The following is a 10854-nucleotide window of genomic DNA, read 5'->3' as shown; positions in this document are numbered from 1 at the left end:
CCGGCAACCGCGGCAATGGCCAGAATGATCGGTCGCAGCCCGTCAAACGGCATGCGATGGACCAGTTTTCCGGAAAGCCAGAAGCCGGCGAGCACCCCCGGGAAAGTCACCGCAAAGAGTTGCAGTTCTGTTTGACCCAGGTACCCGGATGCCACCAGAGCGGCAAGACTGAAAAAACTGGCCACCAGAAAAAATGCGGACATGTTGGCACGCACCAACGGACCCTTCTGATTCTGATAGATCAGCGCAATTGGCGGGCCGCCAACAGCGGTGATAGTGCCCATAAAGGTTGAAGCGGCCCCGGCCAGGATACTGTTTCGGTCATTCAGGGCGGGGCGTAATCCGCCAACGCTCAGTAGTACTCCGGTCAGAATCAGTACCCCGAAGATCAGTTCGAACCCTTTGGGAGAAATCAGCATCAGCGTCAATCCGGCGAGTATGGTGCCGCCGACACCGCCCCCAAGGGCAAAGCGGACTTCGCGGATCTGCAGCGCGGCCCGGTTCCGCAGCAGCATGAATATCGTCAGCACCGCCGCGTTGAGAACCAGTGGTGCAGGGACGAGCGCGGGACTGATCAGGAACAGCAGCGGTGCCGCCAGTGTGCCGATGCCATATCCCGCCACCCCCTGCAAACAGGAACCCGCCAGCAGGGCAAGATTGGCCAGAATGATCTGCAGAAGGGAAAGCTCGGTCACTATCGTGTTACTCGGGAAATTGGGGTGATGGATGTTGATAACACAGTGGCGGGACAACTAAAACTATCAGGTCGGGGAAACTTGTGCGGGCAGGAATTATCAGTCGTGTGCTAACTTGGCGTACCTGACGACGAGGACGTTATGAAAGCCGCCACACCCGAAGTGACTAAAGGTGTTCTGTTTGGCCTGTCTGCCTACACGCTGTGGGGATGTTTTCCCCTTTATTTCGCGTTGTTTGCCGGCGTGCCCTCCTATGAGGTATTGATCCACCGGGTTGTGTGGTCCTGTCTGTTTCTCGCCATTGTTGTGTCTTTCCTGGGTCGCTGGAGGCCGGTCAGGGCTGCTTTGTCGCAACCGAAAAACCTCGGATATGTGCTCGGCTGTGCGGTGTTTATCGCCCTTAACTGGGGCATCTATATCTACGCGGTGGAAACCCGTCAGGTGTTGCAGGCGAGCCTGGGTTACTTTCTTACACCACTGGTCAATGTGGCGTTGGGGCTGTTGATTCTGCGTGAGCGGATTTCCCGGCTACAGGGCATAGCTGTGGTTCTGGCGGCTATTGCGATTTTCTATCAGTTGATGCTTCTCGGGGTGGTGCCCTGGATTTCGCTGCTGCTTGCCTTCAGTTTCGGTACTTACGGGTTAATGAGGAAAAAAGTCGCGCTGGATGGCCTCTCGGGGCTGTTTGTGGAGACACTGCTGTTGCTGCCGCTGGGCCTGCTCGCCCTGAGCTGGCTGAATCTCAGTGGCACATCGCATTTCACCGAAAGTCCCGGGCTAACGTTACTGCTGATGTCCAGCGGCATCGTAACCGCAGTTCCCCTGCTGTTTTTCGCAGGTGCAGCCCGCAGGCTCAAGTTATCAACCATCGGTTTCCTGATGTATATCAACCCGACCCTGCAGTTCGCTCTGGCCCTGCTGGTGTTTGATGAACCCCTTAGCGGGCAGAAGCTCCTCAGTTTCGTCCTCATCTGGCTGGCTCTGGCACTTTACTCATGGTCCGCCTGGCACGGGCGCAAGCGGGCGCAGTCTGGCTGATCTTCGCTGCCCGAAACCGCCGTGGACCGGATTTCATGACCCGATGCGGCAGGCGTTGCAGTCATATTTACGCCGGTACCGACGGTCGGCCCAGCTGGAATAAATCCTGTTGGCCAGGGGGTATACCAGGGGCCAGAGTAGGGGCCTGAACAGGAATCCCAGCCGGGTGTGGGACCAGGCCCTGACCGTCGCATGGAGACCGGTTACCCAATTTCCGTCCCCGGTGCGCAGGTGCAGCCGGCGCAACAGTGCCTCGGATTCGGGCAGCGTGGCTTTTTCGGTGTCCTGAACATGAATGTCCGCAAAATCCAGATTTCCGGTTTCCAGCCTGCGCAGTGTCGCAATTTCTTTGGAACAAAGTGGGCACTGGCCGTCGTAAAACAGGGTATCCATCACTTACTCCTGGTGTCTGAAGCCAGTTAAAATTTGTGTCACTTGTGCTTCAGTACTTCGGGTATACGTGCAGATCCGGTATTTCGGATGCTTGCCCGGCAAAAATAGGATAGCTTCACTGCATCAACCCTTTCGAGTATCCGACCCAAAGCAAGAGAGTGTCAAAATGCTTATCCGCGCAATGCTTTTTTCCCTGACGGCGGTCCTCGCCGTCACCTTTTCAGCGACAGCTGCAGCCCGGGAAACCTACCAGTTCACGCTGGCGGAAACCTGGGGGCCCAATACACCGATACTGGGCGAGACCACCCGGCGGATGGCTGCCATGGTGGAGAGAATGTCTGCCGGCAGGCTTCAGATCCGGATCGATTCCGCCAACAAGCACAAAGCGCCTTTCGGCATATTCAATATGGTCAAAGCCGGACGCTACGATATGGGTCACACCGCCTCCTATTACTACAAGGGGCTGATTCCCAACGCGATGTATTTCACCACCGTGCCATTTGGCATGATTGCGCCGGAACAGTACGCCTGGTTCTATTTCGGCGACGGTATGGAACTGATGAAGAAAGTATACCGGCCCCATGGTCTGCTTTCCTTTCCGGGCGGTAATACCGGCAACCAGATGGGCGGATGGTTCCGTGAGGAAATCAATAGCCTGGAGGATCTTCAGGGCCTGAAAATGCGGACACCCGGGTTTGCCGGGGAAGTAATGGCAGAGGTTGGTGTGGCGGTCACCAATATACCGCCGGGTGACCTGTACACGGCCCTGGAGCGGGGCACGATTGATGCACTTGAATGGGTGGGCCCGGCGCTGGATTTTCAGATGGGCTTCCACCAGATTGCCAAACACTATTATTCGGGCTGGCAGGAACCGGCGGCTGAAGTCCAGTTTCTGGTCAATGAAAAAAGCTGGAGCAGATTGCCTGAAGATCTGAAGGAAATTCTGCGGGTTGCGATGCGAACGGCGGCTTACGACATGTATGCCCAGAGCATGCACCTCAGTGGCGAGGCGTGGGCCAAAATGAAAGACAACTATCCTGATGTCAGCCACCAGACTTTTCCACCTGCCGTGATCGATGCCCTGCGTGCGGCCACAGAAAAATTGCTTGCAGAGGCCGCTGCGAGCGACGAACTGGCCAGTGACATCATCAATTCCCAGCGTTCTTACCTGCAGCAGATCCGGCAGTGGACCAATATTTCGGACAAGGCCTATTTAAACAGTATTTCAACAGCTACGGGTGACTGACGTATACTTCATCTGTATGTAAATTAAAGTGGCAGGTATCAGGGCCTATGCGGATACGGACTTGCTTGTGGATAGGGCGTCTCGCTCTGGCGATGCTTGTCTGTCTGTGTATCTTCCAGCCAGTCCATGCCAAGACCGACCTGAATTCCGGCTGGGAGTACCGTTGGGGTGACTCACCACTGGACAGCGATGGTGTGCCCGAATGGGTCGCCGCTGATGAGCCGGAGCAGTGGAATGCGATCGGCTTCCCGTCCAATCCCCCGGGCCGGCAGAATCGTGAACACGTCTGGTACCGCATCAACCTGCCCGAGGGCCACTGGCGCGAGCCTGTTCTTTACATTTACAGCGTTGATCTGATTGTTCAGGTCTGGCTGGATGGCCGGCAGATATATCAGTACGGTGAATTCGATGACGACGGTCGGGGTCGTTTCGAGGGTTGGCCCTGGCATTCGATTCCACTCCCTGAAGGGTTTCAAAGCAAAGAGATCTATTTCCGGATTTTCTCCGACTACACCGATATTGGTTTGTGGGGTGAGGTCGCGATCATGGAGCGTCCGGAGCTGACATTTTACATCCTCAAGAATTCTGTGAAATCCCTGTTTATTGCCGGTTTTTCCGTCCTTATTGCGTTATTTTCCATCATCTTCGCCCTGCTTCAGGCCCGCAAGAAAAGTTTCGCCAGTCTTGCGCTGTTTTCGCTGTCTTCCGCGGTGCTGTTGGTGGCCGAAAGCCAGGCCCGACAACTGATCTGGAATGCACCCCTGGCCTGGGATTACCTGGCAGCCGGGTCCTATTTCATGGTGCCTGTGGCCATGGCGTTGATGCTGGAGCAATGGTTTGAGGATCAGCGGCCCTGGCTGATTAATCTGGTCTGGAAAATCCATCTGGGATATTTCGTGCTGGCGTTGGCCCTCGCCGGCACTGGCTTCGTTGATCTTTCCTCCACGTTTCCGGTATTCGACGCCCTGCTACTGGCTTCGCTGACCATAGTCACGGTTTTCGTGGTGCGTCGGTTCCGGGATCTTTCCCGTTCGCAGCAGGTGATGCTTGTCGCCTACGGTGTGTTCTGCACGCTGCTGGTTGTGGATATGGCCGTCGCTCACGGTTTTCTCCCATGGTGGCGCGTGCCAGTAAGTTGGGGTGCACTGGCGTTCTCGATCGCCGTGGTAATGATTGCATTGGCCCACTATGCGCGCACTCAGCAGTATTTAAGCGATCTGAACCTGTCGCTGGAACACAAGGTGGCCGAGCGCACGGCGCGCGCAGAATCGCTGGTCCGTCGCGAGCAGGCACGGGTCCGGTTGCTGACCTTCGAGAATGAAAAAGCCCGTGTGCTCAATGAAATCATCGCTGAGCTGCAGGATTGCATCAGCCTGAGCCAGACCTTTTCCGTGCTTGCACGGAGACTTCCTGATTTTTGCAGCCCGATGAAGGGAATGTTGTACCAGCGTATCGAGAATGGCGCCGCATACCGGTTACTGAGCCGATGGCGGTACGCTGATGAGCCGTCACCTCCGGAACGGATTGAAACTCCCCACGGCCCGCCGCCCAACAGTGAGTTACCATTGGGCGCTCCGTCGCTGCGCCCCGCAGACCCTTTGGAAACCGTTGATTCGACCAACCCCGAAGCCGGGAAATTGACATCCGGCCAGCTCTGCCTTTGGATCAGCATTCAGTCGGCTACCGAAGGGACATTGCCTGTTGCGCTGCTGTTCGTGGAGATGCCCAATGAGTTGATGGAAAGTGAATCCCAGTTTGGCGCGGCAAAACTGTTTCAGACTCTCAGCCAGGGCATCCAGAAAATTGACGTTACGATTTCCGGCATCAGTCTGAGGGAGGAGCTGCAGAGGTATTCTTATGAGGATGCGCTGACGGGGCTCAAGAACCGGCGCTATTTCGACCAGCTGCTCGAGCATGAAAGCGCGGTGGCATTTCGCAGCGACAAGCCGCTGTCCCTCCTGATGTTGGACATTGACCATTTCAAGAGATTTAACGATTCTCATGGTCATGAAGCCGGTGATTCAGCGCTGAAGGCGATTGCTTCAACGCTCGTCCGGCATTTTCGTGAGAGTGACGTCGTCTGTCGGTTCGGCGGAGAGGAATTTGTGATCATAATGGCGAACACAAGTCTGAGGGCTGCCTTTGATAAAGCCAGTGAGCTGGTGGCAGAGGTGCGGGGAATGCCCATTGTTCACGATGGCCTGGAGCTGACGGGGGTCACCCTTTCGGTCGGTGTGTCAAGCTGGCCGGAGTGCGCGGAGGCGCCCGATAGCCTGTTGGGTCATGCTGACCGGGCGCTCTATCGCGCCAAAGAGGCGGGCAGGGATCGGGTGGAGGTTAACTGATCCTTCCCGCCCTTTACACGACCAGTACCGGGCATTCCGAGTTTGACGCCACCCGGTGGGAAACACTACCCAGAAACAGACCGTCCTTGTCACTGTGTGTGCCCCTTGTGCCGATCACGATCAGATCAACAGATTTGTCCCTGGCAAAGTCAACGATAACTTTTGAGGGTCTGCCCGCTTTTACAAAACCCCGGACGTCCTTGCCACCGCGATCTGCTGCCAGTTGTTTTGCATGATTAACCACTTCCTTGGCATATTCCGAAAGAACCTTGTCCGGGATGTCCATTTGCGCCGGTCGTCCGATCGACAGGGACGCCTCAAACAGGCTGTGATGCTTGTAGACGCAAAGCAGGTAGATCTCCGCACCGGTCAGTTGCTGTAATTCAATGGCCCTGGTCAGGGCATTGAACGACGTCATGGAGCCATCTACTGCCACAAGAATCCGTTTGAACATGTCGCTCTCCTCTGTGTTTACCCTTCAGGGTATCAAATCACCTGAAGGCCAGGTCGCGCAGGAACAATGCAATTTGCGGGAACGCAATGAGCAGCCCGGCGGCGGTTATCAGCATGATGACAAACGGCGGTGTGCCCCGGATCACTTCCAGATAAGGGCGCTTGAAAATCGCGATGGCGGTGAAGATGTCGCAACCGAACGGTGGCGTGGCGGAGCCGATGGCCACCTGCAGGGTGATCAGCACACCCACCAGGACCGGATCCAGGCCCGAGGATGCAATTGCCGGCGCGAAGATGGGTGTCAGCACCAGAATTACCACAATCGGATCAACGAACATACAGGCGACAAAGAAAGCGATACAGATGGTGATCATCACGCCAACCGGGCCCATATCACTCACCCCGACCGTTTCAAGAATGGCCTGGGGAATCTGGGCGAAGGAAATGATCCAGGAGAAGCCGGTACCCACCGCCACCAGGATGAACACTACAGCGGTGATCAGGCCGGTCGATTTGGCGATCCGGTAGATGTCTGGCAGCTTGAGCGAGCGGAACACCACGAACTCCAGCAGGAAGGCATAAAGCACACACACAGCAGCGGCCTCTGTAGGGCTGAATATGCCGCCATAGATACCGCCGACAATAATGACCGGGAAGAACAGGGGCCATAAGGCCTCGCGCATGGCAACGCCGCGCTGGCCCCAGGTAGATTTCTCCTCGGTGGGAAGCTTGTTGACGTGAGCGTAGATCAGGCAATAAATCGAGAACATGAACAAAATCATCACGCCCGGTCCGATGCCGGCAATGAACAGTTCGGCAATGGAGGTTTCGGAAATAACGCCGTAAATAATGAAGCCAATACTGGGGGGGATCAGAAACGCAATATCGCTGGAATTGATAATAAGCGCCAGCGAGAAGGAGTCTGAATAGCCCGCTTTCAGCAGTTTTGGCCGCAGGGGTGAGCCAACTGCCACAACGGTTGCCTGAGTGGACCCGGATACAGCCCCAAACAGGGTGCAGGAAGTAGCGGTGCTGATGGCCAGGCCGCCCTTAACATGGCCGATGAAAGCCATGACCATATTGATCAGCCGGTCAGCAGACTGACCGCGGGTCATGATGTCGGCAGCCAGAATGAACATCGGAACCGCGATCAGTGAGGCCGGACGAATACCCGCCATCATCTGCTGAACGAAAGTTCCCATCTGGCCGAAGCCATCGAACATCATTACAAAGCCAACGAGGGCACCGGTGATCAGCGGTACCATCATCGGGAAGCCCAGCAGAAGCAGCCCGATCATGATCACCATCATTATAGTTGCCATGATTTCTATCCTTATTCAATGCAGCTTCAAAGGCTCAGACTTCGGACTCGGTATCAGCGTAGCCATCGACCACGCCCGTGGAGAGATAAACATCCTTGCTGGTGAGGTTCTTGATCGCGGTCAGTAAATACTGAATGCCGGTGATGGCAAAGCCGATAGGCACCCAGATGTAGATCCACCAGATTTCGAATCCCAATGCGGGCAGGATTCTGCCGCGGCTATAAAGCGTTTCGATATAGCCAACAGAGTGGTAACAGAGGAAAAACATGATGACCGACGTAAACAGGGCGATGAAAATCATCAGCACCTTGCGGCCCTTGGTCGGAATCGAATCGTATATTGCGGACATCCGGATATGTCGGCCATGGCGGGCGGCATAGCCGATGCCGGCGAAGGTAATGAGGATGATCAATATCCGGTTGACCTCACCTGACCAGAACATGCCTTCACCCAACACATATCGCGCAATCACATTTGTGCAGGTGTTGACTGCCATAAGGATCACGCCCATGGCGAGCATGACGGCCTCTACTTTACTGATAAAAACATCAATGGTTCCCAGAAAACCGGGCAGGCCGGACTCAAAGGTACCGGTATCATCTTCTAGATCCGGGGAATTGTCGGACATGGGAACACTCCATAGCATTTCGCTCCCGACCGGTGGAGGGGGCCTCCGGGGGGGGCGGGGTAAATGCAGAATCCCCGCCGGTGAGCACCGGCGGGGATCAGGTCTTTCTGCTTACATGCTCTGAACTTCTTTCAGATCTTCCTTGAACTGGTTCAGCAGTTCCTGACCGCTTTCGCCGGTCATGTCGATGAACTTCTCCTCAACCTGGGGAGCGCGGGCCTTGAACGCTTCGATCTGCTCATCGTTCAGGCGGGTGACAGTTACTTCATCACTGGCTTTCCTGATCTTTTCCAGTGCTTCTTCGGCCAAACCATCGATGTGATCAATGATTTCTTCAAAGGCATAGTCAGCGGCGTCCTGAACCAGCTTCTTGTCCGCATCAGACAGGCCGGAGTAGAAATCCATGTTCGCCATCATGGCGGTGGTGAACCAGCCGTGTTTGGTGAATGTGAGGTTCGGCGATACTTCGTAAAGGCCACCGGACTCAATCCAGAAAATCGGGTTTTCCTGGCCCTGAATCATGTTGGTCTGCAGGGCACCATACACTTCGCCCCAGGGCAGAGGTGTCGGCGTTGCGCCAAAGGCGTCATAGGTTTCAGACAGCAGCGGGTTGGTCATAACCCGGATCTTCTTGTTGTTGAAATCCTCTGGTGAGGTAATGGGCTCGTTGGCTGTCACCACCATCTCACCTTCCGGATACATTTTAAGAAGCTTGAGGCCGTTCTGGGCATAGAGCTCGGGGAAGTCCTCGTTGATCGCCTCGCTTTCACGGAAGAACTGGATCACTGTGTCCATGTCGGTTGGCAACAGGTAGGGGATAAAGAATATCTGCGCTTCGGGAATCAGGGAGCCGGTAAAGCCGGGCGACTGGTTGACGAACTGCAGGATGCCCGCCTGGGTCTGCTCCATGATGTCGTCTGACTCGCCCAGCTCACCAAAACGGTAGACCTGAATCGTATGGTCCGAGTTGTCCTCAATGTATTCCTTGAAATCGTAGGCAAAGACATCCTGAACGTCGCCCTCATACTCTTCGTGGGCATAGCGCCAGTTAGCGGCGTTCACCGAGTTTGCTGCCGTCATCGCGGCAAAAGCGAAGGCCGAAAAGCCGGCCAGTTTCTTGAATTTGCTCATGCTGCTCATAGCTTTATCTCCACTTTTTTGTCGCTGAAATCATTCGTTACATTACACAAGACTGGCAAAACAATCGGCGTTGCGCAAGAAAATGTCTGATCTGCAACAACTTTAGTTTCGCAACTTTCATTTGTATGACCTCCGGATATGATAGCCTCGGATCAGCGGTTTTACAGCTTTCAGTAACCTGACGAGAGCCGGAATGTCCCAGACTCACCTCACCCTGACGGGATTTCACGCCATCCACGCCAACCATCTGGAAGATCTGCGCCGGGCAGTGGTCTGGATCTGCAGGCAGCACCCCGTGCCCCCGCTGGCCAGTGAAACCTTTCTGGTGCAGAGCAACGGTATTGCCCAGTGGCTGAAGCTTGCCCTGGCGGAAGACCCGGGAAGCGTCGAGGGTGGCGATACCGGCGGCATGGGCATTGCCGCCGGCATGAACTTCCTGTTTCCTGCCCGCTTTATCTGGCAGGCCTATCGTGCCGTGTTGCCGTCATCTGAAGTGCCGGAGCAGTCTCCCTTCGATAAATCCCGACTGGTGTGGCGATTGTTCCGACTATTGCCAGGTCTGATTGCACAGGACGATGTCTTTGCGCCCCTGCAGAGATTCATGGCCGGATCAGACACGGAAACCCGCCGTTATCAGCTCGCTGGCAAGATTGCCGATCTGTTTGACCAGTACCAGGTGTTCCGCGCCGACTGGCTGGCGGATTGGGAAGCCGGGCACGACCGCCTGCAACTGGCCCGCGGCGAGTATCGGGAACTGGGGGAAGAATTGCGATGGCAGCCAGTGCTGTGGCGTAAACTTGTGGAAGATGTGGGTGCGCTTGCCGGCACCAGCCGGTCGCGGATCCACACCCGGTTTATGGAGGTCGGGCAACAGCTGAAGGCGACCGACCGGCCGCCCGACCTGCCCCGGCGCATTGTGGTTTTTGGCGTTTCTTCACTGCCAAAGCAGGCACTGGAGGCACTATCCATCCTCAGCCGGGTTAGCCAGGTGGTGCTGTGTGTCCATAATCCCAGCGAGTTTTACTGGGCCGACATCATCAGCGATCGGGATCTGCTCAATGCGGACCGCAGGCGGGGCCGGTCCCATCCCACACTGGCAACACTGACTGACCCGGACGATCTGCACCAGCACGCCAACCCTCTGCTGGCGGCCTGGGGTAAGCAGGGTCGGGACTATATCCGGCTGCTGGATGAGTTTGATAACCCGGAGGAGTACCAGGGCCGCGTTGCCACGCCGGACGGCCGCATCGATATCTTCACGCCCCACGGCGACCCGCAACATCCGTTACTGTTGCATCAGGTCCAGAACGACATCCGCGCACTCACGTCGCAACAGGAAATGCTGGACCAGGGGCGCACACTGGACCCATTCCGGGATGATACGATTGTCCTCCACAATGCCCACAGCCCCCAGAGGGAAGTGGAAATCCTCCATGACCAGCTGCTGGCCGCATTCAACAGCAACCCGGACCTGCGCCCGCGAGACATGATTGTCATGGTGCCGGATGTGGACACCTATGCGCCCCATATCCAGGCGGTGTTTGGCCGCTATCCGCCATCGTCAAGGCGTCATATTCCCTTCACCATCTCTGAC

At 56.1% G+C, this 10854-nt stretch carries 10 protein-coding genes; 4 read left to right on the top strand and 6 right to left on the bottom strand.

The features are described from left to right. Positions 1-695, bottom strand: a 695-nt coding sequence (locus VJ956_RS13005; RefSeq protein ID WP_324085472.1) for a sulfite exporter TauE/SafE family protein, incomplete at its 3' end; no start/stop codon positions are given. 141 nt (positions 696-836) lie between these two features. On the opposite strand from VJ956_RS13005, the gene rarD reads away from it, so the two are divergent. Next, on the top strand, positions 837-1733 hold the full coding sequence (rarD, locus tag VJ956_RS13000; RefSeq protein WP_324085471.1) for an EamA family transporter RarD: 897 nt from the start codon (positions 837-839) through the stop codon (positions 1731-1733). A gap of 33 nt (positions 1734-1766) precedes the next feature. Here the strand turns inward: rarD and VJ956_RS12995 are convergent, their stop codons facing one another. Further along, complete coding sequence (locus VJ956_RS12995; RefSeq protein ID WP_324085470.1) at positions 1767-2126, bottom strand: DUF393 domain-containing protein; 360 nt, start codon at positions 2124-2126, stop codon at positions 1767-1769. Positions 2127-2292: 166 nt separating this feature from the next. Here VJ956_RS12995 and VJ956_RS12990 point away from each other — a divergent pair, with 166 nt between their 5' ends. After that, complete coding sequence (locus VJ956_RS12990; protein WP_324085469.1) at positions 2293-3372, top strand: TRAP transporter substrate-binding protein; 1080 nt, start codon at positions 2293-2295, stop codon at positions 3370-3372. A 65-nt stretch (positions 3373-3437) separates the two neighbouring features. Then, entirely contained in the window at positions 3438-5717 is a 2280-nt protein-coding gene (locus VJ956_RS12985; protein WP_324085468.1) for a diguanylate cyclase, read from the top strand. Between the two features lie 13 nt (positions 5718-5730). On the opposite strand, the gene VJ956_RS12980 is transcribed toward VJ956_RS12985, so the two are convergent. From VJ956_RS12980 to dctP, 4 genes are all read right to left on the bottom strand, one after another. Then, complete coding sequence (locus tag VJ956_RS12980; protein WP_324085467.1) at positions 5731-6171, bottom strand: universal stress protein; 441 nt, start codon at positions 6169-6171, stop codon at positions 5731-5733. A gap of 37 nt (positions 6172-6208) precedes the next feature. Continuing rightward, positions 6209-7492 (bottom strand): TRAP transporter large permease, encoded by a 1284-nt coding sequence (locus VJ956_RS12975; protein ID WP_324085466.1) that lies wholly within the window; start codon positions 7490-7492, stop codon positions 6209-6211. A gap of 34 nt (positions 7493-7526) precedes the next feature. Next, positions 7527-8120, bottom strand: coding sequence for a TRAP transporter small permease (locus tag VJ956_RS12970; protein WP_324085465.1), 594 nt, complete (start codon positions 8118-8120; stop codon positions 7527-7529). 111 nt (positions 8121-8231) lie between these two features. After that, positions 8232-9260: a TRAP transporter substrate-binding protein DctP gene (gene dctP, locus VJ956_RS12965; protein ID WP_324085464.1), complete on the bottom strand. Its 1029-nt coding sequence runs from the start codon at positions 9258-9260 to the stop codon at positions 8232-8234. A 193-nt stretch (positions 9261-9453) separates the two neighbouring features. On the opposite strand from dctP, the gene VJ956_RS12960 reads away from it, so the two are divergent. Continuing rightward, on the top strand, positions 9454-10854 hold a 1401-nt coding region (locus VJ956_RS12960; protein ID WP_324085463.1), incomplete at its 3' end, for an exodeoxyribonuclease V subunit gamma.

It is taken from the genome of Marinobacter sp., from assembly GCF_035268745.1.
GTDB lineage: Bacteria > Pseudomonadota > Gammaproteobacteria > Pseudomonadales > Oleiphilaceae > Marinobacter.
Note: the sequence above shows the minus strand (reverse complement) of the source record. Positions and strands in the feature narration are given on the sequence as shown.

Coding starts and splice junctions, on each gene's coding strand:
- rarD (WP_324085471.1), top strand. CDS start 837: ATGAAAGCCGCCACACCCGAAGTGACTAAAGGTGTTCTGTTTGGCCTG.
- VJ956_RS12995 (WP_324085470.1), bottom strand. CDS start 2,126: ATGGATACCCTGTTTTACGACGGCCAGTGCCCACTTTGTTCCAAAGAA.
- VJ956_RS12990 (WP_324085469.1), top strand. CDS start 2,293: ATGCTTATCCGCGCAATGCTTTTTTCCCTGACGGCGGTCCTCGCCGTC.
- VJ956_RS12980 (WP_324085467.1), bottom strand. CDS start 6,171: ATGTTCAAACGGATTCTTGTGGCAGTAGATGGCTCCATGACGTCGTTC.
- VJ956_RS12975 (WP_324085466.1), bottom strand. CDS start 7,492: ATGGCAACTATAATGATGGTGATCATGATCGGGCTGCTTCTGCTGGGC.
- VJ956_RS12970 (WP_324085465.1), bottom strand. CDS start 8,120: ATGTCCGACAATTCCCCGGATCTAGAAGATGATACCGGTACCTTTGAG.
- dctP (WP_324085464.1), bottom strand. CDS start 9,260: ATGAGCAGCATGAGCAAATTCAAGAAACTGGCCGGCTTTTCGGCCTTC.